The sequence below is a fragment of the Legionella stuttgartensis genome (assembly GCF_977063405.2).
On record NZ_CDRUHA020000033.1, the window covers coordinates 471,807 to 496,877 of the forward strand.

The window sequence follows — 25,071 nt, forward strand, 5'->3', positions numbered from 1 at the left end:
AAACAGGGGTTTAGCAACTCATCATTTGCTGTGCTGTATCAAGCATACGATTAGAAAAGCCCCATTCGTTATCATACCAGGCTACGATTTTCACTAGGTTTCCAAATACTTTAGTTTGCGTGGTATCAAAAATAGACGATGCAGGATTATGATTAAAATCACAGGATACTAAAGGATCATCATTGATTTGTAAGATGCGACTTTTTGCTTGGCGTACGATGTCATTAACTTCTTTTACGCTCGTTTCACGCTTCGCTGTAAAGGTCAAATCGATAACAGAAACGTTAAGGACTGGAACACGCATCGCAAAGCCATCGAGTTTTCCTGCTAACTCAGGTAAGACTAATCCTACAGCTGCGGCTGCACCTGTTTTTGTTGGAATAATAGAATGCGCTGCTGCACGAGCACGGCGTAAATCTTCATGACTTCCATCCAAAAGCATTTGATCGTTTGTGTAAGCATGTACTGTATTCAATAAACCATATTCAATACCTAAGGCATCATTTAAAGGTTTCACAACAGGTGCTAAGCAGTTTGTGGTGCAAGACGCATTAGAAACGATAAGATCAGACGCTTTAAGCGTTTGGTGGTTCACTCCATAAACGATCGTTGCATCCACATTTTTTCCTGGAGCGGAAATTAATACTTTTTTCGCGCCAGCAGTAATATGCTGCATTGCTTTTTCTCGTTCCGTGAAGAAACCAGTACACTCTAAGACTAAATCAATGTTTAACTCTTTCCAAGGCAGATTTAGAGGATTACGTTCTGCAATGATTTTGATTGGATGGCCGTCGATTATTAACATGTCGCCTTCAACGCTTACATCGGATGCGAAGCGGCCATGTGTAGTGTCATAACGGGTCAGATGGGCTGTAGTCTCAATTGCAGATAAATCATTGATAGCAACGATTTCAAAGTCATTTTGTTTTTTGGATTCAAAAATTGCTCTTAAGATACAACGGCCAATGCGGCCATAGCCATTAATAGCGACACGTATTGTCATATTACTTCTCTCCAATTTTAGTAATGAGTTACTACTATCTCAAGTTAAGTGTGCAATCGTAGCCTGGGTGAAGCGAAGCGCAACCCGGGGTAAAACGACCTTACGTTCCGGATTACGGCTTTCGCCTTCACCCAGGCTACAAGTTTTTATTGTTTTTTTATTACTAATTCTTCTAAAGTCTTAATTATTCGCTCTACAGTAATACCCAGGTATTCGTATGCCTGATTTGCTGGAGCTGATACACCGAAACGATCCAGGCCAATTACGGCACCTTGCAAGCCGACGAATTGATACCAATAAGCGGAGCTTGCAGCTTCAATTGCGATACGAGTGTGGACGTTTTGGGGCAATACCTGATTTTTATAATTTTGGTCTTGCTCCAGGAATCGTTCTGCGCAAGGCATAGAAACCACTCTTACCTTAAGTCCCCGTGTTTTCACTTGCTCTGCAGCTGCGATTGCTAACTGCACTTCCGAGCCTGTTGCAATCAAGATGGCATCAGGTGTGCCATCACAATCCATAATGATGTAACCTCCTTTTGTAATTAACTCTGCTGCAGTTGCTCCGTGAGGCAATGCAGGTAAATTTTGTCTTGAAAGCAGTAAGGATGTTGGCCCATTATGATGCTCCAAAGCGAGCTTCCATGCAACGGCTGTTTCCATTAAATCTGCAGGACGCCATACACTCATGCCTGGAGTCATCCGCAACATGGATGCGTGTTCTACGGGTTGATGGGTTGGACCGTCTTCGCCTAAACCAATGGAGTCATGAGTAAAGACATAAATAACGCGTTGTTTCATTAACGCACTTAAACGAATGGCATTGCGCGCGTAATCTGCGAAAACCAGGAATGTGCCGCCGTAAGGAATAAATCCTCCATGGACTGCCATACCATTCATAATTGCCGCCATACCAAATTCCCGTACTCCATAGTACAAGTAATTACCCGAAAAATCTTCGCCGGTAATGGCTTTGCTGCCTGACCAATCCGTATTATTAGAGCCGGTTAAATCGGCTGAACCACCAAGCATTTCGGGCAACATGCTCGCGAAATGTTCGATGCATTGTTGTGAAGATTTACGTGTGGCGATTGCTTTGTCATTGCTACGGCATTTCTCAAAAAATGCCTTGCTTTGACTTTGCCAATCATCGGGGAGATCCCCATTGATGCGGCGTAAAAATTCATAATGTTCTTGAGGATAGTGTTGTTGGTAGTCGTTTAAAAGAGTTAGCCATTGCTGTTCTTCTTTTTCGCCTTGTTCTTTATGACTCCATTGCTGATAAATGGCATCAGGGATAACAAAAGGCTCATGCTTCCATTTAAAAAATTCGCGCACATTGGCTATGTCTTTTGCTCCTAAGGCGGCACCATGGGCTTTTTCACTGCCTGCAACAGAAGAACCAAGTCCGATTATGGTTTTGCAGATAATCAATGTGGGTTGGGTGGTATTCGCTTGGGCCTTAAGAATGGCTTGTTCAATTGCCTCCATATCATGGCCATCTACACCTTCGATGACTTGCCAGTGATAGGCTTTAAAACGTTGTGCGGTGTCATCAGTAAACCAGGACTCTACTTTACCATCAATAGAAATCCCATTGTCATCGTAGAACACAATCAGTTTGCCTAAGCCTAAAGTACCGGCGAGCGAACATGCCTCATGGGAAATACCTTCCATCAGGCAGCCATCACCTGTAAAGGTATAAGTGTAATGATCCACAAGATTAAAATCATCGCGGTTAAAGTGCGTTGCCAGAACGCGCTCTGCTAAAGCCATTCCCACTGCATTTGCTAAGCCTTGCCCTAAAGGACCGGTAGTCGTTTCCACTCCAGGGGTATGACCATGCTCTGGGTGTCCAGGTGTTTTCGAATTTAATTGGCGAAAATCCTTCAAATCGTTGATGGAGAGGTTATAGCCACTCAGATGAAGTAAGGAATATAGCAACATGGAACCATGTCCATTAGATAATACAAATCGATCGCGGTTAAACCAAAGAGGGTTTTGTGGATTGTGCTTTAAAAATTTATTCCATAACACAGTGGCAATATCAGCCATGCCTAAAGGCATTCCTGGATGTCCTGATTGGGCTTGTTCTACTGCGTCTACACTCAACATGCGAATGGCATTAGCTAATTCTTTGGAAAGATTCATGGGTTCTCTTGTGCACTTAACTAGGTGTGATATTGTCGCTCAGAAGACATGAATCAGCAAGAAAATAAGTGCATTTTTGATCATTTTTTTGCAAAAAGAACTAATTTTGTCCTATTTTCGCGTTTTATGAGCAGCCTAAAACCACAAAATTACTTACCAATAGTATAGATCGATTACTCCAATAAAAAGACTTCCTTGGCACTGAAAGAGCATGTATATTTTTATTGGTAAATACTCATTCATAGCAACAATAAATAGTTAAAGTAGTTCATAAATTTTCTTTTTGTGTAATTTTATATATAATCAGACCGATTTTTTTACTTTTAAAGTTATTTATAGACAATAAACAAATGATCAATATAGAATTGTTTATTTGATATCCCGAAATTCAAACTCATTTTAGGACATCATGACCCCATTAATTCGACATCTACAAGAAACCTTTCCGGAATTATCCCTTCCTCATGCTGGGCAAATTCCTATGTACAGGACATTCTCAGAACGTATTAAGCATTTAGGTCCTGATTTTTACCGTAAGGTAGTCCCTCTTCATCTGGTGTTGAATCTAGAATACAGCTTACTGGGGCAACAATTAAGAGCCAAGTTTCTCTCTAAGCAGGTAGTCGATCGAGAAGAGCTCAAAGAGCAACTTATTGCTGCATTAATAATGGCTGAGCTTTTGGAAGAGATTTATAAACACTACTTGATCATACCCCGAGAAGTGACGCGTTTACGTCAGCAACAAAATTTATATCGTGAATTGCTAGAAGTACTAGGGGGGCCTCCTCAACAGCCGAAAAAAGTAGAAGCTAGTACTTCATTTACGCAAGAAATACGCAATAGGACTCTTGATGTTAATTTATATCGGTTGTTATTAACTCGCTCCAAACGGGCGCTGGATTTGTTGGCTGTCCTTAATACAAGCTCGGAATCATATCGACATTTTGTCAGAATAATGGGTAAAGTTCTGGACCCTATTTTGATGCATGTAGCCTGGTTTTTTTGGTTGCCACGATTATTAGTGAATCTTTTTGTGTTGATAAAGCATACGGTGCCAACATGGTGGATGGATGATAAGGAATACGCTTTGGGTTGGTCTGTACGTCTTAGTACCCAAATAAAGCGTCGTTGGTTTGAATTAGGAAATGACACTGCCTGGGTAGGTGCAGGGTTCATTAATTGTTTTATCCTAACCGGTGCTTTGGCTCCATTCGGAGTTTATGTATCACTTGCTGTTTTTGCGTTTGACGTCATCATGGCGATGACAAGGGCTTATATCGAATTGAGTCGTTTAAGCGAACTGCGCTCGCAATATATGGCTATGCTAAGCACTTCAACTGAGAAAGAGCAAGGGCAAATAAAGGAACATATTAAGGCAATAGACACGCAAATGGATTTTGAACGGTATCGACTCGGCTCTCATGTAACCACCACGACACTTATTTTTCTCGCAATGTGTTGCGCTCTTCCTATGTTTGCAGCAAATCCAATTATCCCCCTGATTGCTGCAATTTGCTTGGTTACGATTTGTTTCATTAATTTTGCGATTGCAGAACAGGTCAACAAGAGTCGACCTCAAGATACCATCGACCGTTCAGCCGCCTTGGCAAAATTGGGATTTTTTAACAATAAGGGAGTGCCACCTGTTCCTCTCGATATTCAATATGATGAAAAAGACGATTTAAAGCCCAATGAACAATTGTGTTGTGTCTAATTAATACAACATCATTTTTAATTTGGACTCTCGTACCACTATGACCCTATCCGCTCCTCATGAGACTATCGTTTCCCCTGTGGGCTATCGTTCCCATGAGTACTACCCCCCCGCCCACGTCCCGCGGCTTGTCCGCGGGATCCATAAATCTCCCAATAAATCACGAAACTCTAAAAAAAATTCCCCCCCACGCTCCTAGATGAATGATTTCATTGAAGTATAGAGGCTTTAGTAATTGAATGTTATGCTTTACTTCTTGTATCTATTTTCAAAGGTAAAGCATGTCAGCACCAGTAGGGTTACCCCAATTTAGTCGTATTGATGTTAATCATTTTCGATCTCATCTTGATGCCATATTAAAAAAGCATTTGGAAGAGGTTACGCGTTTGCTCAAAGAAAATCCCCATTATACCTGGGATAATTTAATCTATCCTTTGGATGATATGGCGGATGAGCTGGAGCGTTTTTGGTCGCCCATGTCGCATTTGCATGGGGTTATGGATTCTCCAGAATTACGTAAATGCTATGATGAGTGCTTGCCACTTCTTTCAGCCTATGAATCGGCGATGGGCCATAACCATGAACTGTATGAGGCAATTAAATCAATCGATAAACACGCGTTAAATCCAGTACAACAAAAGTTGATTGCTGATAGTTTGCGTGATTTTGAATTATCAGGAGTCGCCCTAGATAAAGAGCGTAAAAAACGATTTGAAGCAATTCAGACTCGTCTGGATGAATTAACCAATCAATTTGAACATAATATTTTGGACGCCACCCAAGCATTTACTTTGCATATTAAAGATTCATCGCGTTTGGCAGGACTACCCGAGCATGCTTTAAATACTGCGAAAGAAGTCGCGGCGGAGAAGGGTCTTGAAGGACATATGCTGACTCTGGAATATCCTTGTTATCAAGCGGTAATGACCTATGCTGAAGATCGTGCGTTACGTGAGGAAATGTATCAAGCCTACATTACGCGAGCTTCTGATCAAGGTCCTAATGCGAAAACCTATGACAATACACCGCTGATCAATGAAATTTTAGCCTTACGCCACGAAAAAGCCCAACTGTTAGGGTTTAACAATTATGCTGAATTGTCCATTGCGACCAAAATGGCAGATTCTACCAACCAAGTAAGAGATTTTATGAATGACTTGGTCCAGCGTATCCATGCGCAAGCAACAACGGAGTTCAAGCAGCTGGAGCAATTTGCCGCGGAACAATTTAAGCTTAATCCCGTCAAACCTTGGGACGTGGGGTATTTGTCTGAGAAAAGAAGACAAGCTTTATTCACTTTATCACAAGAAGATCTACGTCCTTATTTTCCACAACCAAAGGTTATGCAGGGCTTATTTGATTTAGTTAAAAAGCTTTATGGAATGTCCATAGAAGAAGTAAAGGGTGTTGATATTTGGCATAAGGACGTCCAATGCTATTGTGTGGTCGACGAACATGGAGCGGTGCGTGGTTATGTGTTTACGGATTTATTTGCTCGACCGAACAAACACAGCGGTGCGTGGATGGATTCATTGCAAAGCCGCAGAAGACTGGAAGATGGCAAGGTCCAGTTGCCTATAGCAACCTTGACCTGTAATTTTGCCAAAGCATCAGCCAATAAACCCGCGATGTTATCGCATGAAGAAGTAGTTACCTTATTCCATGAATTTGGCCATTGCCTGCATCACATTTTAACCCAGGTCGATTATCTAGGTGCATCAGGTATTAACGGAGTAGAGTGGGATGCTGTAGAGTTACCCAGTCAATTTTTTGAAAATTGGTGTTGGGAGAAAAGTGGTTTGGATGTTTTGACATCGCATGTGGAAACCGGTGAACCGATTCCCGAGTCACTTTTTGAACGTCTGATTGCTGCAAAAAATTTCCAATCGGCGATGGCGATGTTACGGCAGATGGAATTTTCTATATTTGATTTTCGTATCCATCAAGAGTTTATGCCTAAGCAGGACTCTTTGGTTGAGAATATCCTGGCCGATGTTCGCTCTAAAACCAGTGTTATTCCGGTGGTTCCGTATAATCGTTTTCCACAGAGTTTTAGTCATATATTTGCCGGTGGATATGCTGCAGGGTATTACAGTTACAGTTGGGCAGAAGTTTTATCCAGCGATGCTTTTTCGCGTTTTGAAGAAGAAGGGGTTTTAAATCCTAAAACAGGACGTGATTTCCTGCATTACATATTGGAAGCAGGCAGCTCTAAGAAAGCGGCTGAGGCCTATAAAGAGTTCAGAGGCCGCCCTGCAACGGTTGATGCGTTATTACGTCATAATGGGATTCAAGGCTAAAGCAAACCCTGGGTGAAGGCAAAGCCCTCACCCAGGAAATCTCCTCCTGAATTTTCAAAAGAAAGCTGCTAATCTGTTCACATTTTATGTTATACTTATAGTGTACAAAGGGGGCGACCTGGCTTCGACGTGGGTTGCAAAACCAGAGGTGCATGCCGAGAATGAGAACTCTCGTAAATCAGACTCAACTAAATATAAATGCAAACGATGAAAACTTTGCTGGTGGGGAAGCTATCGCTGCCTAATAAGCGCTTTAGATGAACCATCACTGTGTACTGGCCAATAAACCCAGTATCCCGTTCGACCGAGCCCGCTTATCGGTATCGAATCAACGGTCATAAGAGATAAGCTAGCGTCCTAATCCATCCCGTATTAAGGCGCGAAATTCAGGGAATCGCTGTGTAGTATCCTGCCCGTCGGAGAATGCACAGTTAAATCAAAAGACACGGCTACGCATGTAGAGCTGAAGGCAGAGGATTTGCGGACGCGGGTTCGATTCCCGCCGCCTCCACCATTTAACTTCTTGATTTTTCTACATAAAAATATTATATCCTTAAGCTGCGGCACCATAGCGGCACTATTTTCAACTCGACGCATTAAAGGATTCAAGTGGATTTCATTAAAATTTTTTCTACTGGTGGTATAGTTGGCGCAACATTATCACATTATTGGACTAAAAGAAGAGATAAAGGCACAGACCTTAAAAAATTAGAACGTGAAATATCCGGTTTATTACACCTAATTTCATTTTCACTCCTTATGCAATATTCAGAATTATACAATTTGAAAAAAGACTTACAAAAGCGGCTTGATATCTTGAAATCTCCAACCAGAATGCAAACTAGAGATGGAATTATTACAGTGGTACAGAATTTTTCATTAGATTCATCAATAATAATTAAGTTTGAACATATTGGAAACTTATTGAATCTTGTGACAACGCGTTTTTCTGATTATCAAATTAATCCTTCAATTCTGCAATCTTGTCACATATCCAACAAGAATTATTTAAAAATGATTTCGGTATTGCAACAATATTGTGATATGAAAAAAAGTATTGATTCTAAAGAAAATTTACCTAATGTATTAATAGACTTCTTAAATATCAATATGCCAGAATATTTGAGAATGGTTGAAACTTATATTCAATTTATTTACAAAACTCAAGAGTCACTTACTGAATTATTTACATTAGTTGATAAAAAACCGTTTCAGGTCAGTGGTTCAATTAAATTATGGGATTGAGTCAGATGAATTTAGATGTGTGCCCCAATCATGCACAGGACAATATCCAGCTTGGGAGGAACTATTCGGTATCCATCGACCATAAGTTTTAATGACCATTTCTATATCCACATGTCCTAATTGCTTAGAAACCCACATAATATTTTCTCCTTTGGATAACATCATTGATGCATAAGTATGGCGAGTTTGATAGGTATTGCGATAGCGAACACCTGCCTTTTTTAAAATTGGCATCCATTGGGTACGACGAATTTGTTGTGAGGTTTCCCATGGGTGAAGCGTTCTAGGGTTAAAAAAAACTCTCCCTTTTTGTTGAAATGTGTATTGTTTCTGTTGTTCTAAAGCTTCTATTGCTGGAGGCAATAAAAGGACATCACGTATACCTGCTTCAGTTTTTGGACCTTTAGCTTCTTTAGCAACAATGGTTTCTTCTACATGAATAATATTGTGTTGCCAGTCCACGTCTTCCCATCTCAATCCAATAAGTTCTGATACTCGTAAGCCTGTGAAGAAAGCAAATTGAAATAATAAGCGCACTTGTCCTTCAGCCTCGTTTAATATTAATTTAATTTCATCGACGCTAAAAGGATCGGGTTTGTAATCACTCTTTTTGGTTTCTTTATTAAGTAACCTATTTACAATAATACTGTTAAGAGGATTTTCTTTGATGTATTGATCCACTAAGGCTTGTTCAATAATGGCACGTAGAGGAATTAGGATATTCGCAACGGTATTTTAGTAGTACAATTAAGACTTTTAATCCATTTTCTTAGTAGTGCAGGTTGTAAATCCTTTATCTCCACTTTATCAAACATTGGTAAGAGGTGTCCTTCACAAACACGTTTATAGCCTCGGTATGTACTAGCTTCTTTGGTTGACTTTGCTTCTTCTAAAAATTCTCTAAGCAATTCTCCAACCGTAATTTTAGTTGTATAAGCTTCTTTTCCGTCGTCATTAAGACCAAGTTTGATAATATGCCTATGATTTAATACACGCTCAACCATGCCTAAATATTCGTTAGGAGCCTGATGGTTTTTCATTGTTTTAAACAACAGCTTTTCTATATCTGAACGAGTAAAAACGCTATGTTGTGATGAAATGTGGCTAAGTAATTCTTCAATATGATTTTTAGCCAGTTCTTTTCTTAACCCTTGAATAAGCTCATTTTCTTCAAGTAAATAATGATTATTGGTTGACTTCATTGTTCCATGATGACGCTCAGGTATTAGATGGTTGAAATCAACACATAAATCAATCTGATGCTCTTTAAAAAAATTATTTTGGAATTCTCGCCATTTTTCTCCCCAATAATCTTGTTCAACTACAAATCCTTTGGCAAAAGCAGGATTAAGATCACGTGCTTTGTACTTGGAAAACCCTTCTTTTTCCAATCGACGTGTAGGGATAAGAATGTGAGCATGGGGATTACCATCATCATGATCGTGAATGGCAACGTCTGCTGGCAATCGATTTTCAACAAAATGAACTTGAGCAAAGTTTTTAACAAGATCTATTTGTTGAACTAAGTCCAGTTCTTTAGGTAATGCTAAAACGAAATCTTTGCATACTTGAGCATCAATACGATTCTCGGCAAGTTCAACTTGATTCCATAAAAACTCTCGATCGAGAAATGCTTCATCACAATCTTCAGGCAATATAACTTCTGAATAAACTACATCATGGCGATTTGAAAAATCATGAGTAATACCAGTGCGTGAATCAATTAATTTTTGACCTGCACGATAGCTAATGGCAGCAACAGCACTATGTCCTTTTGAACGACTGTGAATTGAGATACGAGCAAAAGCAATCGCCATGGAATCACCTTAAACTAAAGCGCTCCATCGGTTGCTTAAAAAGAAAAAGACCTACTCCGTAAAGGATTTTTTTAGCAGCGATCTTTAATCTAGCAAACATTCGAACAAATGTATATTGCGCACTTGAGAAAATCTCTGCGTGACTTGTCAGTCCTCGCTCTGCTCGGATTATTATAAAGATATTGATTTCAAAGATCAGAGCCGTTATGCTTTTTGCGTGAAATTAATTTGCGGAGAATATCATGTCAAAGAAGACATTATCGCAAATGGAAGAAGTGCTCACGGACAGAATTGAAAAAGCTAAAGTAAAACTTGATCAGCTTCAAAAAAAGCATAAGATCGAAATTGGCTCTCTTGCCTATAAACATAATCTTCATCACTATGATCTTAATCAACTCGATTTAATCTTTGCCAAGATCGCCAAGGAGTTACATCATGGCTATTAGTGATCAAATCAAAAAGCAAAAACAGTTAATTGCAAGATGTGAAAAATCACTTGTTTTGGAAAAACTAAAAAAACGTAGAGCCGATACTCGGCGTAAAATTGAGCTTGGTGGTTTAGTAATTAAATCAGGGATTGATGGTTTTAATAAATCAGTAATTCTTGGTGCATTGGATTATTCTTTGAGCTTGCTGGAAGAAGATGAAAGTTATAATAGTTTGTTTGAGATTAAAGGAAATAATTTATTCCTGAACAAATAAATTAACACAGAAATTTTGCTATGACTTACTTTAATTGTATGTATAGGAGGAGACTCTAATGTATGGTTTCAGTTGGTTTTATGACAACGTGATAGCAAATAGTCTGCTAGTAAACTGGTTAACCCGCAATAGGAGCAATTTCAGCAACAGCTGCTGGTGTTGTTAAGTAAATGTGGAAATAAAGAATATTGGGACTATAACAAAATAAAGAAGTTTTATTTTTTAAGGCTAATTAATACCATTAAAATTCGGAAATAATATATGGAAAGACACTAGCCAATGGAAAGGCTACATTTGATTATAGAGAAATTTATTGAAGAGTGGTTAAAAATTCTATAGCAATCTCTAAAAAATGGAATAAAAAAAATTCAAGATATGCTTGAAGATGAGGCGATTATTGCCTAATTGTCAAAAGATACATTTTCGCTATCAGAAAATGCAGATACGATAATTTCATTAAAAGAAAAATTGCAAAAGAATAAAACAGATATCATTAGAGAATCTCAAACAAATTATAAATTATGATACACCTAATCTTAAAAAGAAATTTTTTAATCATTTATTTGTCAAATAAATATGCAGATCTAATTGCAATGAAAGATATAAATAAAAAAATAACAAATAAAGGAATGGAAATATTTATGAAATTTAATATTTTCCATCATCCAAGCCAATCGTTTGGCCACATCGCCCAATTTATTTTAAAATAAGTTAATACGTCTATAATTGATTATCACTGTGATCGTAATAGCAATAATTAAAAGAGCACCTATTAATCCGGTCAAAATAATAGACTTAGATTGTAGAATAAATAGTAGGTAAGAAATGAGACCAATTATTGCTAATAAAATTATTAACATCCGCTCATTCACCATTAAATTAAAAGTTGTATATTCAATTATAGCCAGAATTATTTGTCGTGAACTTATTTTGATACTGACTAGATAAATTAAAAGAAGTACATTTCTTAGTATTTTTCATCTTTAGTAAAAACTATTCGATTTGGATAATTTTATTAAAGCATCAACTGCAGAATGCCGATAACCATAGAAAAATGGAAGTAGGTTATGCAAGAAATAAACTTAATGTTATTACAAAAAAAACAAATAATTCATGATATTAAATATCATTCAGATATAATGTATTTGCCTTTACCCGACAGACTAAAACATATAGTTCTTCATCTGTCAAAGTACGCAGGGAAATTGTTATTAAGTAAAAATTTTGAAAAAGAATGTGCTGATATCATGATTTGTTGCTTAGCTCTTGGAAATGTCTTAAAGCACAGACTGAATATTACCCTACTCAAAAGGCCTCAAATTTATTTCAAGGATTATATTCATAATTACATAATCTCAGTAAGTAAAATTGCTAAAGCTGTAGAAGCATTAGATCATATTGAAAATTATCCCTCATTCAAAGTATTAACATGTGAAATTGATTATATCTTAACCCAAACTATTATGTTTACTTGCGGTTTAGATATAAATCCGATAAAGATTATCCATAATCGGTGGGATAGTATTGAAGAAAAGTTCTTTATTCCAAAAGATTAACTATAAAAGGACTCTATAATGTCATTTTTATGTGGAGAAACAATTAAAGAAAGACTTGGCGAATTAATACAAATAGAAGATGGTTCTAGACCAGATGAAAATCAAATTGATTGTAATTCTTATGAGCTTAGGATAGGCCCAGAAGTATATATTACGAATGAATGTAGAAGAAATAAACCGGATCCTTTTAAAATCGATAGTGAATCTTTATTTACTATACCAAGTGGCCAATTTGCGTTACTTCTAACTGAAGAAATTGTATTAATTCCCAAAGATCTTTTTGGTTTTATTTCATTGAAATCAAAATATAAATACTTAGGTCTTATTAACATTTCTGGATTCCACGTTGATCCCGGATGGAAAGGGAGGCTACAGTTCTCAGTTTATAATGCTGGACCACATAATATTACCCTGAAGAGAGGAGACATTGCTTTTTTAATTTGGTTTGCAAAACTGGATAAAGATAAATATGACTCTGTATACTGTAAGGAAATAAAAGAGAAACATATACAGAAAGGTATTACTTCCGATAATGTTAACAATGCATATGGCCAAGTGTATTCTCCTCAGAGCTTAAATAGAAGAATTGATCGATTGACTTTAAATTTAAAGGTAATTGGTCTAGGTGCAGTACTAACTTTTTTTGGAGGATTTTTATTAGGAGTTAGTTCTGATTTTTTATCTGACTACTTAAGCTACCATAAGGGATATAAAGAAGAATTAATTAAAGGAGTGGCGGATGAAATTTTATCAAGACAGTCAGATAAGGATAATATCCAGGAAAATATAAAGACCCTAAAAATTAACACTGAGAATAACAAACAGCATTTAAAATAAGCTTTTAATGTAAATTTAACTTACTTGTTTCAATAAAATTTAAAGCCATAGTCAGATTTAATATTTGTTTTCCTTATTAAAATTAATGATAAATTCTTTAATATCTTTAACTCTCCAAGCAATAGTTCTTGGTCCAAGCTTTACAGGTTGTGGAAAGCGCCCAGATTTAACCCCGGCCCACCATGTTGATTTACTCACAGGAATGAATGCCGGAATAGGGGGATTTGCTTTATTGTCACCGATAATTTGTTTAGCCTTAGAAATCCTATATCTGGAAGTTGCGTCATAATGTGATTAATTGGATAAAATGAAGGCATAATATAACTTAGTTTCATATTTTAAAAGTGTTAGCTTGATTTAAGTTATTCTTTATTCTAAATTCTAGAATGTAGAATAAAGAGTATTTATATGATCAAACCACAAGACATAGTTGTTCTAGCAAAACTTTTAGCTTGCCAAAATAAAAATTGGTCTCAGAACAGTATTGCATTTGAGTTATGTCTTAGTCCTTCTCAAATCAATAGTGCGTTTAAGCGATTAGTTATTGCAGGATTAATTACTCCCTATCATCCACCCAATAAACCACAGCCAATTATTCAGGCTTGTGGAGAGTTTTTTACTCATGGATTGAAGTATATTTTTCCTGCTAAGTTAGGTGAGATTGCTCGGGGGATTCCAACGAGTTATGCTGCCCCAAGTTTAAATAAACAAATTGTCGCGGGAAATGATCCAATACCTGTTTGGCCTTATGGTGAAGGAAGTGAGCGCGGTGTAGCACTTAAACCCTTGTATTCTTCTGTGCCGCAATCAGTTATGCAACACCCAGATCCTTTGTTTTATGATTTATTAACATTAATCGATGCCATTCGTTCAGGGCGTGTACGAGAAAAACAACTTGCTATACAAAAAATATCACAACTACTAGAAGGTTTATAAATTGGTGAAAAATGAATAGAAGTTTTGCGCAACATAATATCGAATCACTTACAATCATTGCTCATCGTCTTGAAGAATTATGTAATGAGGTAACCTTTGTTGGGGGTTGCGTTACAGGGTTGTTGATTACGGATAAGGCAGCTCCGGATGTGCGATTTACTATGGATGTTGATTGCATTATTAATGTAATTACTAAATCAGATTACTATGCGATTGCCGATAAATTAAGACAAAAAGGGTTTAAAGAGTTGACTATTGGTAATCATCCAATATGTCGTTGGGATTGCAGTGGGATCTTAATTGATATTATGCCTATCGATAAAAGTGTACTGGGATTTTCTAACCGGTGGTATAAGGAAGCACAAGAAAATGCAATTGACAAAAATATCACTGATAAATTAAACATAAAAATTGTTTCTGCTCCTTATTTTTTAGCTACAAAGCTTGAGGCATTTAAAGATAGAGGCAATCAGGATTTTTTATTAAGTCATGATCTAGAAGATATTATTGCCCTAATTGATGGAAGACCAGAAATTTCTCAGGATGTTTTAACGTCTGCAGAAAATTTAAAGAAGTATCTTTCGCTAGAATTTACTTCATTAATGAATAATGACCAATTTCTTCAAGCCCTGCCAGGACATCTAAATTACTCTCAGGAATTTGAAAGGCGAAAGCAAATAGTTGAGCAACGGATACACGCAATTATAGATGCCGGAAAATGAAAATTGCCTGGCGTAAACTTATATTCAGCTTCACTTTTTAAAAATGGATGAGTAAGTCCAATTATTTAAAAAGATGAACGAAAAAGAGGGCGGTAGAATTTTAATTATTTACTTGAACAGCAAATTCTAACATATTATTTTTTTGTACATTCAAATCTGATATATACATACTCCATACTACCAACAAAACTTGAGCCTTTGTCATCATTATAATCAGATGCTCCGATTAATTTATCTTTTGATGTATCGCCTAAAATTTTATAGTGTCCATTACATGCATTATACATTTTTTTGAATGCATCATTTCGGCGAGCTTCAATTACTGTTGAAGCTCCTTCTGCTAAGTACCTTATTCTTCCAGTTTTATCTCCGTCTGTCGGGCCATATTTACTAGTAGGAGATACAAGCATATCGGCCGAACAACCAACCATCAATAAGCTGTAAATAACTGCAAGGAAAGTTTGTTTGAGTTTCATTTTTTTATTTCTAAGTTATGGTATAAAAATTTAGGGTGCATTGTATGAGAGCTTTTCATGGTAGTCAACTTTTGCACATATCATTATAAGATGTTCTATTTATGCAGGAAAAACAAAAACTAAACATAAGAGAAATGAAAGTGTTTGTAATAAATAAAAAAGGATTCGTCTATTTTCAGGATGTACCACTACTATAAGTTTTTGCACAACAAAGGAGGTAAGGTCTTTCCTTTATCCTGCAAAAAAAAAGAAAGACCTTACCCCATGTGTGCGAGAAAACAGAGTTTTATCTGAGATGCTGGATTGCGAGCCAACCGACCTAATAAAGAAATATTTGTTCAAAAACTTACTATAATCAGATTTAAGAATTTAGTAAGGGCCAAAATGACTAAACAAAACTTGAAAATATTGCCTGAGAGAAAAAGAAGACAAGTCAGCTGTATAAGCACCTATGAGGAAAAATTTAAAGAGATAGAAGACTTACTAGACTCTTTTAATAATGGCCCACCATTACCTTTATTATCATATGCCCCCATTTTTTTAGTTACTAATATAGAGGTGATTACAAAAGAATTAATAGCAAAATTAGTGGATGGTGGTGATAAGCAATTTTTAACGAATTCTTACAAGTTATTAGAGCCAAAAAATGCTTTAAATATAGAAGGTCTTAAACTCTTACATGGCCAAAATATTACATTCGGAGATATCGTTTCAAGCTTGATTTCTGTAGGCTCTATGGAAAATATTACTACTCATATGAATGTTCTTTTAGGAAAAGAACAATTTAAAGAAATTTTATCCAAAGAATCGGTTACTGATAATATAAAAATAATTAACAATATAAATAATAACTTTAAAGCATTGCATTCATTATTTAAATTAAGACATCAAATTGTCCATGAAAACAGTCAATTATCTATAAATTTTGATAGTATAAAAGTTTACATTGATGAAACAAGACAATTTTTAAAGGCTTTTATTTCTTACATTTCAAAATCAGTTGATCCTCCAAATTATCAACAGGGCATAAATGAGTTTGTTGGTAAAAGAAGTCTTACAGTTGAGGTAAGAATAAAAGAGTTAATTGATGAAATTATCTTAAGTTTGCAAAATAACCAAGATAATACTTTTCAAAAAATAAAAAAGTTAAAAGAAGCTCAGAGTTTATGGAAAAAATTTGTAAACAAAATTGCTGAATTCGAATGTTTTGATGAAGAAGGAGGAAGTATTTATTCCACCCTATTTTCTTCATGTAAAATTTCATTTAATCAATTAATACTTGATGAATTAGAAAGAAGATATTCTGAAGAAAATCTTAATAAATAATTTTATAACAAGGGCGTATCTCTCGATTTTCATTAAATGCACTGGTAAATATTGCAACGGCTATTGGACAACGGGTTCATATAGAATTAGAAGTAGCATAATCTGATTCTATACGGCACCAAAACGGCACCATTTGCTGACAATTAAAGACCATGGAAGACAACTAAGTGGAAATTGAGCTATCAAACGTTAACCCTGTACCTATCTAGTTTTTCGTGGTCTTTGGTCGTCATGGAAAGACATCCTTAAAAGCTTGGTAGCGGGTTCGATTCCCGCCGCCTCCACCATATAATCCCTGATTTATAAATAATTTCTTCTATATTTCCCTTTCAAAGGGTTTGTTCGGGCTTATTCTTCAGTTAAATTATATCTAATAACACTTTGTTTATATAAATTCTATTCCAGAAAATGATGGTTTGTGAACGATATTAGTATAATCGGTAATTTCTCTACTTTTGGCTATAAATCGATCCGAAAACTCTGGTTAAAAATCAAAGTTCGTTTTAATTAGGAGTATTGAGTTTATTTATATTTAGAAAGGTTGAACATTAGGCTTCAAAGTCACTCTTAAATTACATTAATCTTAAGGACTATAATTTGTCTTTAATTGAGACATAAAAATAGCTTCGCCAGCGATAATACTCTTTCCGGATACCCTCTAACAAGCATGAGGCAACTTTTTTCTACCCTTACAAAGATAACTTAGGTTGACGAGTTTATTATATACACATCAAACCCTGACTCCTTGGCTATATAAAGGATACACATGACCAGAAAAATAAGTAATATCCAAACCATTAATCGGGTCCAGTAGGGTATTTTTGAGTATACATAGGATATTCGATCTCTATTATTGTAAGTCACTCTGAAACTTAATTCTGCTAGGAGGATACCAAAAATAACACCAGCTATGGCGTGAAATTTTAATGTTTGAGTTCCAATTATCATAAACGCAAACCAAAGAAGATATAAATAAACCACAGAGCGATGTTTTTTAAAGAGCAAATTTACATATTTAAACATATACCAGCTTATAGAAGTATGAGTTGAAGGAAATGAAGTCCAAGGTACTTCCATTTCATAGGCCAGTCGGACCAATTTATTATTAAATCCTGGAGAATAGGCTTCTTGTGGTATTCCTTTGTATAAGATCATACTCACAGGGAAAAAAATAAAAATAAAATAGGAAACCGTAAGTAATAAAAACAAACCAAAATAGAGACCTCTTATTAAGGCTATATCTTTATAATAATAAATAATGATTAATAGTAACGACATAGGAATAATAATATAGGTTGCGATATAAGCATAAATGGGAAGAGCAAAATAATGAATCATTAAATCCCAAGAGGTAATGATGAATTTAGCATGATTATAGCCATGGCTGTGTGCATAATAACTAATCGGTACTAATAAATTAAAATACACACCGAGAAAAATGCTAGCGAAACTCATCTCTATAATATGCTTTTTTTGTTGTAAAAATGTATTAAACAAGTGCTGCTATCCTTGTCTTGTGATTCGATATACTATATATCATCATAGCTTACTTATTTTTTCTTATACATAGTAAATACACAAAGGAATGGCTTATCCAGCAAGTAAGTATAAAAAATGGCATCGTCAATTTAACTTTTTCTCTAGACTGTATTTATGCTGGAAAGGAAGCCGAAGAGATACCGTTACCCAATGGAACTGATAAGTATAGCGGTATGGAGTTATCATCGCTTTAATAACAGCTACCGAGATGTTGCAGAGCGCTTATTGTATCGTGGCATTGAGGTAAGTTATGAAACGATACGCCAATGATGCATTAAATTTGGTACTCATTTTAAGGACGTGATTAAGAAACAAGCGTCCAGAGCATCGGATAAATGGCATTTGGATGAGCAACAGCTCCGCATCAAAGGTGAAACGTATTACTTATGGCGTGCGGTGGATGAGGAAGGTTATGAGCTGGATGTATTTCTACAAAAATGCCGAAATAAAAAAGCTGCCATCCGTTTTCTGTGTCGTCTATTGAACGCCTATCCCAAACCCCGAGTTATCATAACAGACAAGCTAAGGAGCTACACAAAACCAATTCGCCAGATGTGTAAAGAAGTCGAACATCGCTCGCATAAAGGGCTCAATAACCGAGTGGAAAATGCCCATCAGCCCACGCGTAGAAAAGAAAGTGCCTCATTTGATTCAAATCACCCGCAGGGGCTCAGAACTTCATCGCGCTCATGGGGAAAATAAGGAATTTCTTTTCAATCTCCGTAGGGCGATACACCAGCTCAGCTCAGCTCAGCTACGAAGAATCCAATTTCAAAAAGCCAAAGACATTTGGAATTCTGCTGCCAATGAGATTCTTTGCGCCTAAAATTTGTTGAGCTCTCTTTCTTTCGTTAGCAAAAGTTAAATTGACGATGCCCTGGAGAGTTATATATGCAATAAAAATTGCTTTTAAAGACGGTGTCTACGCTGGCTGATTATTGCTAAACCAAATAATACTCTTTTCCTAAGCTACTTATTTATATCAAATAGGTTTTAATTCAATCACATAGAGAATTAATAAAACCCTAATCTTTTTGTATTACAATAGATCATTCTGGTCTATTGTGTATCAAAAAAATGACTGACGGCGTCCTCAATACTATAAAACAAGGTTTAAATAATATCTGTAATTATTTAAAAACTCCTATCGATGGATATATTTATGTGCCATTTAAAGAGGATGAAATTTCCGAAAATGTGAAGAAAGATATACAAACATTTAGAGATAATAGTGCCAGCAGATTTAAGAATAAAAATTTTATAATTTTATTTCACAACCAATGTGATCTATCTACGATAGCTCCCAATACAAAAATTTATGTATTAGGACATGGAATCGATTGTCATCCCGATAGAAAATTATCATCAGTTTTAAACAATCCCAATTTACCCTATGAGGAATTAAAGTACCTCCCCTTTCATGAGTGGGTCTATGCTGTCTCGGGAGGAAAAAAAGTAATTACAATAGATGATATTTCCAAACGTATGATAGCAGACGGATTAACTAAAACAGATTCCATCATTATTAAATTGTGGTTTTGTGATCCAAGCAATAAAGCCTATATTATTGCAAGACGATTTTTAGAGGGTTTTGCTAACTATTCAAATTCTCTAAGGGTTGATTATTATGAAAACAAAATTTTATATTCACCCGCTATACGAGATGGAGAAATGCGTAAATGGGCTAGAGATGAAAAAACGAATCAAGTAGTCAGAGCAAGCTCAATAAGGGAGTCGTTATTCTCTAAGAATCATCCTCATGAAAAGGAACCAAATATGCAAGCTTGTAGTGATCTAGTGGAAGAAACAAAATGCATTGTTTAAAAGATAAGTCTTGTTTTTAATTCTTTCATCAGTAGGCCTTAAAGCTATAATATGGCAAGCGTAGGGCGGGCAAATTGCCAAAAAATTTTTATTAATAAACAATAGGATGCCCAAAAAACACCTAAATTTTTGTCCTTTCAATAATTTTTTTATCAAAAGCGGATGATATTCTCTAAACTCTTCAATTGAGCATGTCCACCATAGAATAGTTCATAATAACCGCAATACTGCCAATTCAGGAGATTTTGAACTGGTATATTTGGGGACATTTTTTAATTCACTAAAGAATTATTAATTAAAATACAAAGGGTTAACTGATAAATTAAATAGCGCCAATTCACCATAACCTATTGATTTATAGAAAATTTTAATGATTAAATTTATTAAAAAATTTCCCGCTGCTTTATTCTTTTATCTTCACCCCATTACTAATTAAACTTCCAGGATAAAGAACTACCTTTTCCCCTTCTTTAAGCCCGTGAGTTACAATTGCAATATCAGAGTTATGGCGTTTTATTTCTATGATACGCTTAATGGCTCTTCCATTTTCATCGACAAATACTGCCCAATGTCCAAAGTCGCGAAATAATGCACTCATTGGAATAAGTAATTCTTTTTTCGATTCATAAATAAAAATGTTTACGTCAACTCGAAACTCGTCGCCAAGATTTTTCCATTGTTCATAAGGAGAATTAATATCAATAATGACATTTACCCTTTGCTCTTCAACTCCCAGAGCTGAAATTTTAGTATATCCACTTGGCTCTACTGTACGAACTGTCCCTTTTAAATCTATAGCTCCACCCCATCGTTTAATTAAAACTTTTGCTTTGTCTGGAATTTGGGCGGCATCAGTGCTTAGGACATCAGCTACTATCTCCAGTTTGGATATATCAGCAAGCTTCATAATATTGTCACCAACATTGAGAGTGGTTTCACTTTTTTGATTAATGCGTAATATCTTCCCCGAGATCGGAGCAAGAATGTTAATTTGTTCTTGAGAATAATTTTGATTCGATGAGGCAGCTAAGGATGCTTTAATTTTTTCAATATCGTGTTGAGCACTATGGACCTTACGTTCAGCAGCATTAACCATTTTTTGCTTCAGCTTGCACTCCAATTCAGTATGCTCCATTTCACTTGGGCTGACATACCCTTTTGCGACTAGACCTTTTTTTCTATTAAAATCTGAAAGGGCTGTATCTAATGAAGATTTAGCCTGTTCTAGTATGGCTTTGGCTTCTTCATACCTGGCTTCTGCAGCACCTAATTCTTGTTCCAATTCATCTTTGGCGCGAACATCGAGTAGCGATGGTGAAGCAGGAAGAAAGATTGCCAGTATATCATTCTTACGTACGTTATCTCCTTCAGAATAATTAATCCTCAGTAACTTTCCCATCACAGGAGCGGTTATAGTATATATTTTAATTGCTCGTGTTTTTGCATCATCTTCTATGTATTCGGAATAGGTTCCATATTTAACTTCAGCTAGTTGGACTCTAATAGGTTTAGGTAGGATTAACCAAAAAATAATACTAAAACACAAAGCTAAAAAAATAAAAAGCCAGATGTATTTTTTTATATTTTGATAAATTATTGGCACTAATCACCCACTTTTAATACGGTAGTTAAATTGAGTTGTTTTATTCGTTTTCTAATAATAAACAAACTCATCACACTTGAAATCATTACCACAATTATTGATATTGCATAAGTTTTAGGTTCAATTAAAAACGGAATTTTAAACCAATCTGTTTGCATTAATTCTAATATAGACCATGAAATCCAATACCCAAAGATAATACCCATTGGTATCGCTAATAGAACTTCAAAAATAATATTATAAAAGAGTATGTTAGAGACTTCTTGCTCAGTGAAACCCAATACTCTTAAAGTAGATAATTCCCAGGAGCGTTCGGCAAGAATAATGATGGCATTGTTATAAACTACAGCAATGGCGATGACTATTGCGAACCCTGCTAATATCGAGGTGAAAACTAGTACATGTTTTGCAAACGTTTCTTTGAATGTCTGAATAATTGATGTATTAAAGGTTAACGAATTTACTTTAGGTATCTTTTTAATTTCCTTATATAGTTGATTAAGATACCGAGGATCTATGGTAATACCTGCAAGATTTATTAGGTGGTCCTCTTTCAATATTCTATTAATTAAAAAAATATTAGCATAGGCAAACATTCCTACATAATCATTAACAACTCCTTTAACCTCAAGCTTGGTTTTTGCCCTATTCCCTTCAAGCATATTGATATGAATCCAATCTCCTATGGTTACGTGTAATCGTTCAGCCAATCCTTGGCTCAAGACAAGTCCATTCTCAGGTATAGAGATTGGATTCTCATTTTTATCCAGAACTACCTTTAATTTTGCATTGGGCGGTATACCAAATAATGCAGTTTGTTCGGCGTAATTTTGATGATTTAATAAGACAGGAGAAACACGGTAGCCCTCCGCATTGATTACCCCTCTGATATGTTTTAATTCAACGAGCACTTTATCTTGTAATTGCTGGGTGAATGATACAGTTGCATCTTGTTTTTGTGACATTAAAAATTGGGTTTTTATTAAATATTGAACTGCATCTTGCCAAAAGAGGCCTAATATAACGATTGCCATTGCAAAGGCAATTCCTACGGAAGTAATTACAGTACGAAATAAATGTCTAAATGTATGACGATAAAACATTTTGGCGCTTGCCGAAAAATGGGATATTAAACCAAAGCGTTCTAAACGTAGTGTTCTATAGATAGGGGGTGCTGGTGGACGCATTGCTACTGCCGGAGCTAAATTAATGACTTGGTATATTGACCTCAATGCTCCAGAGCCAGCCGCGAAAAAACTGACTAAAACTCCTATAAATGCAGCTTGAATTGAAAATGAATAATAGAAGACAGGAAATCTGAAATATTCAGCATAGAGCAGAGTCATTAACTTACCAAACCAGGCGCCAAGTCCTATCCCTAAGATGGCACCTAAAAGTACAATTATCACAACGAGTTTTGAATAATATAAGACGATTGAGAAATTGGTATAACCTAAAGCTTTTAATAGAGCGATTTGTTCTCGTTGATTTTGAACTAGTCGTCCAGTTACTAAATTTAATAAAAAAGAGGCGACAATCAGGAAAATAGGTGGAATAAAGGAGGCAATAATTTTTTGTTGATTAATTTCATTCGTTACAAATCTATCCGATATTTGTTCTTTCCTGGGATAAGTAATGGATAAGCCATACTCCAAAAATAATTTTTCTAAATTGTTACGGACGAATTTTTCTGAGGCATTTGGCGTTAAAGTTAGACTAATATTATTAAATCCTTCTTGCATTCCGAAAGCGGCACTTAGAGCTTTATGATTCATCCAGAACACGCCAAAATGCTTATTATCCGGGAGAAGATCTTCCCCACGGATTGCATATACATATTCCGGTGATAAGACAATACCTACTATACGAAGGAGTTGTCGATGACCATTTAATAGCGCATAAATTTGATCCCCTGGTTTTACAGAATTTGCTTCGGCGAACCCTTCATTAACCAATACTTCATTAGCCTTGCCAGAATCAAGTAAACGGCCTTTACGTAAAAATAATTGATTTAAGTTGGATGACTTTGAATCGGGTATGGATATAAAACGCCCAATGGCAGGTTCTTGTAACCATGGCAAATCTAAAATGACATCCTCAACAATACGGGTTTCTACTTGAGATACGCCAGGTATTTCTCCAATCCTTTTCTGCATATAAATTGGAGCTCGTTTTAAGGTTGCAAACACATCTGCAAAATGATAATCGGAGTAAAACTTGTGTTGGGCTTGCGACAAAGACTGGTAGGTACTAATTGATGAAATCAAAACACTAATACCACTACAGACAACTAAAGCAATAGTGATAACCTGTCCTTTAAGTTTAAGTAAATCACGAACTAACTTCCTGTTTAAGATCATCACCATGATAAATCAGCGGCTTTCCGTTTATTTTTGTTTTCGATAATCTGGGCAATTCGACCATCTGCGATATGAATGATCCGATCAGCCATTTCCCCTATTACCAAATTATGGGTAATGATGACGACCGTGGTGTTTAATTTTTTATTTGCCAATTCAAGAGTTTCCAATACTATTTTACCCGTTTCACAATCAAGAGCCCCAGTGGGTTCATCACACAAGAGTACATCAGGTTGTTTAGCTATGGCGCGGGCAATAGCAACTCGTTGCTGTTCTCCTCCTGATAGTTGAGAAGGGAAATGTGATATTCGATTTTCCAGCCCCAATAATTTGATTGCATCAACAGGATTCATAGGGGCTTCTGCAATTTCGGTCACTATTGATATATTTTCTAAGGCTGTTAAATTGGATATCAAATTATAGAATTGGAAGACAAAGCCAATATGCTCCCTCCTATAGCGGGTAAGATCATGTTCACTTGAAGAGGTGATAATATGATCTTTATAAATTACCTCTCCAGACGTGGGAACATCCAAACCACCTATAATATTGAGCAAGGTAGATTTTCCGCTTCCTGAGGGACCTAATAAAACGACCAATTCGCCTTGATATAAATCCAGATTAATCTGTTGTAAGGCATGGATTTTAACTTCACCCATTTGGTATGTTTTAGTTAGATTGTGTATTTTAAAAGCAGGTTCTCGCCTCATCAAGGTCCGTTTTGCATGTATTTACACTATGAGTAGCTAAAGTGTAACAACAAAATGCTGATAGGGTAAGGACCCTGACCATTCTAAAAATTGACAGAGTAGATATCAAGTTCAATTACTAATGAGGCGTAATCTTCACTCAATGAAAAACAAAAAGCCATGAAAGAGTGCTATCCTAGCATTAGGTCGCCGAAGGGACTTTGAATACTTAAACACAAGAGTCAAATTAGGCTTCTGATTACTAAAGGGAA

General features: G+C 36.0%; 23 protein-coding genes and 1 other RNA gene. 14 read left to right on the plus strand and 10 right to left on the minus strand.

Annotated features, from left to right (window positions below):
- Positions 1 to 10 precede the first annotated feature (10 nt).
- Positions 11 to 1,003 carry a type I glyceraldehyde-3-phosphate dehydrogenase gene (gap, locus tag ACWTEW_RS10760; RefSeq protein WP_454781673.1) on the minus strand — a complete coding sequence of 331 codons (993 nt, stop codon included), beginning with the start codon at positions 1,001 to 1,003 and terminating at the stop codon, positions 11 to 13.
- Positions 1,004 to 1,149: 146 nt separating this feature from the next.
- Complete coding sequence (gene tkt / locus ACWTEW_RS10765) at positions 1,150 to 3,153, minus strand: transketolase (RefSeq protein ID WP_454781674.1); 2,004 nt, start codon at positions 3,151 to 3,153, stop codon at positions 1,150 to 1,152.
- A 409-nt stretch (positions 3,154 to 3,562) separates the two neighbouring features.
- Here tkt and ACWTEW_RS10770 point away from each other — a divergent pair, with 409 nt between their 5' ends.
- The 4 genes from ACWTEW_RS10770 to ACWTEW_RS10785 all read left to right on the plus strand — a co-directional run bounded on the left by ACWTEW_RS10770 (position 3,563) and on the right by ACWTEW_RS10785 (position 8,412).
- On the plus strand, positions 3,563 to 4,867 hold the full coding sequence (locus ACWTEW_RS10770) for a hypothetical protein (protein ID WP_454781675.1): 1,305 nt from the start codon (positions 3,563 to 3,565) through the stop codon (positions 4,865 to 4,867).
- Positions 4,868 to 5,148: 281 nt separating this feature from the next.
- Positions 5,149 to 7,167, plus strand: coding sequence for a M3 family metallopeptidase (locus tag ACWTEW_RS10775; RefSeq protein ID WP_454781676.1), 2,019 nt, complete (start codon positions 5,149 to 5,151; stop codon positions 7,165 to 7,167).
- A gap of 109 nt (positions 7,168 to 7,276) precedes the next feature.
- Positions 7,277 to 7,681, plus strand: a transfer-messenger RNA (tmRNA) gene (ssrA, locus tag ACWTEW_RS10780).
- A gap of 95 nt (positions 7,682 to 7,776) precedes the next feature.
- Entirely contained in the window at positions 7,777 to 8,412 is a 636-nt protein-coding gene (locus tag ACWTEW_RS10785; RefSeq protein WP_454781677.1) for a hypothetical protein, read from the plus strand.
- On the opposite strand, the gene ACWTEW_RS10790 is transcribed toward ACWTEW_RS10785, so the two are convergent.
- The gene (locus ACWTEW_RS10790) at positions 8,401 to 9,093 is read right to left on the minus strand and encodes a site-specific integrase (protein WP_454781678.1); all 693 of its coding nucleotides are present in this window, start codon (positions 9,091 to 9,093) and stop codon (positions 8,401 to 8,403) included. The two genes, ACWTEW_RS10785 and ACWTEW_RS10790, sit on opposite strands and share 12 nt — an antisense overlap.
- Positions 9,094 to 9,125: 32 nt before the next feature.
- Positions 9,126 to 10,229 carry a MobA/MobL family protein gene (locus ACWTEW_RS10795; RefSeq protein ID WP_454781679.1) on the minus strand — a complete coding sequence of 368 codons (1,104 nt, stop codon included), beginning with the start codon at positions 10,227 to 10,229 and terminating at the stop codon, positions 9,126 to 9,128.
- Positions 10,230 to 10,471: 242 nt separating this feature from the next.
- Here ACWTEW_RS10795 and ACWTEW_RS10800 point away from each other — a divergent pair, with 242 nt between their 5' ends.
- The 4 genes from ACWTEW_RS10800 (at position 10,472) to ACWTEW_RS10815 (ending at position 13,324) form a co-directional block, all read left to right on the plus strand.
- Complete coding sequence (locus tag ACWTEW_RS10800) at positions 10,472 to 10,675, plus strand: hypothetical protein (RefSeq protein ID WP_454781680.1); 204 nt, start codon at positions 10,472 to 10,474, stop codon at positions 10,673 to 10,675.
- Entirely contained in the window at positions 10,665 to 10,931 is a 267-nt protein-coding gene (locus ACWTEW_RS10805; RefSeq protein WP_454781681.1) for a conjugal transfer protein TraD, read from the plus strand. Before ACWTEW_RS10800 ends, ACWTEW_RS10805 begins: the two co-directional genes overlap by 11 nt.
- 1,067 nt (positions 10,932 to 11,998) lie before the next feature.
- Positions 11,999 to 12,487, plus strand: a complete 489-nt coding sequence (locus ACWTEW_RS10810) for a hypothetical protein (protein WP_454781682.1) — start codon at positions 11,999 to 12,001, stop codon at positions 12,485 to 12,487.
- Between the two features lie 18 nt (positions 12,488 to 12,505).
- Positions 12,506 to 13,324 (plus strand): dCTP deaminase domain-containing protein, encoded by an 819-nt coding sequence (locus ACWTEW_RS10815; protein ID WP_454781683.1) that lies wholly within the window; start codon positions 12,506 to 12,508, stop codon positions 13,322 to 13,324.
- Positions 13,325 to 13,381: 57 nt separating this feature from the next.
- On the opposite strand, the gene ACWTEW_RS10820 is transcribed toward ACWTEW_RS10815, so the two are convergent.
- Positions 13,382 to 13,522 carry a helix-turn-helix transcriptional regulator gene (locus ACWTEW_RS10820; RefSeq protein WP_454781684.1) on the minus strand — a complete coding sequence of 47 codons (141 nt, stop codon included), beginning with the start codon at positions 13,520 to 13,522 and terminating at the stop codon, positions 13,382 to 13,384.
- A 210-nt stretch (positions 13,523 to 13,732) separates the two neighbouring features.
- Between ACWTEW_RS10820 and ACWTEW_RS10825 the strand changes: the two genes are divergently transcribed.
- Both ACWTEW_RS10825 and ACWTEW_RS10830 read left to right on the plus strand, forming a co-directional pair.
- Positions 13,733 to 14,260 (plus strand): hypothetical protein, encoded by a 528-nt coding sequence (locus tag ACWTEW_RS10825; RefSeq protein ID WP_454781685.1) that lies wholly within the window; start codon positions 13,733 to 13,735, stop codon positions 14,258 to 14,260.
- An 11-nt stretch (positions 14,261 to 14,271) separates the two neighbouring features.
- Positions 14,272 to 14,982, plus strand: coding sequence for a hypothetical protein (locus ACWTEW_RS10830; RefSeq protein WP_454781686.1), 711 nt, complete (start codon positions 14,272 to 14,274; stop codon positions 14,980 to 14,982).
- A gap of 134 nt (positions 14,983 to 15,116) precedes the next feature.
- On the opposite strand, the gene ACWTEW_RS10835 is transcribed toward ACWTEW_RS10830, so the two are convergent.
- Complete coding sequence (locus tag ACWTEW_RS10835) at positions 15,117 to 15,458, minus strand: hypothetical protein (RefSeq protein ID WP_454781687.1); 342 nt, start codon at positions 15,456 to 15,458, stop codon at positions 15,117 to 15,119.
- Positions 15,459 to 15,842: 384 nt separating this feature from the next.
- On the opposite strand from ACWTEW_RS10835, the gene ACWTEW_RS10840 reads away from it, so the two are divergent.
- Together ACWTEW_RS10840 and ACWTEW_RS10845 are read left to right on the plus strand one after the other, a co-directional pair.
- Positions 15,843 to 16,784, plus strand: a complete 942-nt coding sequence (locus tag ACWTEW_RS10840) for a HEPN domain-containing protein (protein WP_454781688.1) — start codon at positions 15,843 to 15,845, stop codon at positions 16,782 to 16,784.
- Between the two features lie 17 nt (positions 16,785 to 16,801).
- Positions 16,802 to 16,885: a hypothetical protein gene (locus ACWTEW_RS10845; RefSeq protein ID WP_454781717.1), complete on the plus strand. Its 84-nt coding sequence runs from the start codon at positions 16,802 to 16,804 to the stop codon at positions 16,883 to 16,885.
- A gap of 601 nt (positions 16,886 to 17,486) precedes the next feature.
- Here ACWTEW_RS10845 and ACWTEW_RS10850 read toward each other — a convergent pair.
- Positions 17,487 to 18,281: a phosphatase PAP2 family protein gene (locus tag ACWTEW_RS10850; protein ID WP_454781689.1), complete on the minus strand. Its 795-nt coding sequence runs from the start codon at positions 18,279 to 18,281 to the stop codon at positions 17,487 to 17,489.
- 342 nt (positions 18,282 to 18,623) lie between these two features.
- Between ACWTEW_RS10850 and ACWTEW_RS10855 the strand changes: the two genes are divergently transcribed.
- Positions 18,624 to 19,025, plus strand: coding sequence for an IS6 family transposase (locus ACWTEW_RS10855; protein ID WP_454781690.1), 402 nt, complete (start codon positions 18,624 to 18,626; stop codon positions 19,023 to 19,025).
- A gap of 375 nt (positions 19,026 to 19,400) precedes the next feature.
- The gene (locus tag ACWTEW_RS10860) at positions 19,401 to 20,147 is read left to right on the plus strand and encodes a hypothetical protein (protein ID WP_454781691.1); all 747 of its coding nucleotides are present in this window, start codon (positions 19,401 to 19,403) and stop codon (positions 20,145 to 20,147) included.
- 403 nt (positions 20,148 to 20,550) lie between these two features.
- On the opposite strand, the gene ACWTEW_RS10865 is transcribed toward ACWTEW_RS10860, so the two are convergent.
- From ACWTEW_RS10865 to ACWTEW_RS10875, 3 genes are read right to left on the minus strand one after another with little or no spacing between them, the layout of a single operon-like run.
- Complete coding sequence (locus ACWTEW_RS10865) at positions 20,551 to 21,750, minus strand: efflux RND transporter periplasmic adaptor subunit (RefSeq protein WP_454781692.1); 1,200 nt, start codon at positions 21,748 to 21,750, stop codon at positions 20,551 to 20,553.
- Positions 21,750 to 24,116 carry an ABC transporter permease gene (locus ACWTEW_RS10870; RefSeq protein ID WP_454781693.1) on the minus strand — a complete coding sequence of 789 codons (2,367 nt, stop codon included), beginning with the start codon at positions 24,114 to 24,116 and terminating at the stop codon, positions 21,750 to 21,752. The genes ACWTEW_RS10865 and ACWTEW_RS10870 overlap by 1 nt, the downstream gene beginning before the upstream one ends.
- Positions 24,110 to 24,820, minus strand: a complete 711-nt coding sequence (locus ACWTEW_RS10875) for an ABC transporter ATP-binding protein (protein ID WP_454781694.1) — start codon at positions 24,818 to 24,820, stop codon at positions 24,110 to 24,112. Before ACWTEW_RS10875 ends, ACWTEW_RS10870 begins: the two co-directional genes overlap by 7 nt.
- Between the last annotated feature and the right edge of the window lie 251 nt (positions 24,821 to 25,071).

What these genes read in the sequence shown, in the direction of transcription:
- gap (WP_454781673.1), bottom strand. Translation starts at nt 1,003, where the DNA reads ATGACAATACGTGTCGCTATTAATGGCTATGGCCGCATTGGCCGTTGT.
- tkt (WP_454781674.1), bottom strand. Translation starts at nt 3,153, where the DNA reads ATGAATCTTTCCAAAGAATTAGCTAATGCCATTCGCATGTTGAGTGTA.
- ACWTEW_RS10770 (WP_454781675.1), top strand. Translation starts at nt 3,563, where the DNA reads ATGACCCCATTAATTCGACATCTACAAGAAACCTTTCCGGAATTATCC.
- ACWTEW_RS10775 (WP_454781676.1), top strand. Translation starts at nt 5,149, where the DNA reads ATGTCAGCACCAGTAGGGTTACCCCAATTTAGTCGTATTGATGTTAAT.
- ACWTEW_RS10795 (WP_454781679.1), bottom strand. Translation starts at nt 10,229, where the DNA reads ATGGCGATTGCTTTTGCTCGTATCTCAATTCACAGTCGTTCAAAAGGA.
- ACWTEW_RS10800 (WP_454781680.1), top strand. Translation starts at nt 10,472, where the DNA reads ATGTCAAAGAAGACATTATCGCAAATGGAAGAAGTGCTCACGGACAGA.
- ACWTEW_RS10805 (WP_454781681.1), top strand. Translation starts at nt 10,665, where the DNA reads ATGGCTATTAGTGATCAAATCAAAAAGCAAAAACAGTTAATTGCAAGA.
- ACWTEW_RS10810 (WP_454781682.1), top strand. Translation starts at nt 11,999, where the DNA reads ATGCAAGAAATAAACTTAATGTTATTACAAAAAAAACAAATAATTCAT.
- ACWTEW_RS10815 (WP_454781683.1), top strand. Translation starts at nt 12,506, where the DNA reads ATGTCATTTTTATGTGGAGAAACAATTAAAGAAAGACTTGGCGAATTA.
- ACWTEW_RS10825 (WP_454781685.1), top strand. Translation starts at nt 13,733, where the DNA reads ATGATCAAACCACAAGACATAGTTGTTCTAGCAAAACTTTTAGCTTGC.
- ACWTEW_RS10830 (WP_454781686.1), top strand. Translation starts at nt 14,272, where the DNA reads ATGAATAGAAGTTTTGCGCAACATAATATCGAATCACTTACAATCATT.
- ACWTEW_RS10835 (WP_454781687.1), bottom strand. Translation starts at nt 15,458, where the DNA reads ATGAAACTCAAACAAACTTTCCTTGCAGTTATTTACAGCTTATTGATG.
- ACWTEW_RS10840 (WP_454781688.1), top strand. Translation starts at nt 15,843, where the DNA reads ATGACTAAACAAAACTTGAAAATATTGCCTGAGAGAAAAAGAAGACAA.
- ACWTEW_RS10860 (WP_454781691.1), top strand. Translation starts at nt 19,401, where the DNA reads ATGACTGACGGCGTCCTCAATACTATAAAACAAGGTTTAAATAATATC.
- ACWTEW_RS10870 (WP_454781693.1), bottom strand. Translation starts at nt 24,116, where the DNA reads ATGGTGATGATCTTAAACAGGAAGTTAGTTCGTGATTTACTTAAACTT.
- ACWTEW_RS10875 (WP_454781694.1), bottom strand. Translation starts at nt 24,820, where the DNA reads ATGAGGCGAGAACCTGCTTTTAAAATACACAATCTAACTAAAACATAC.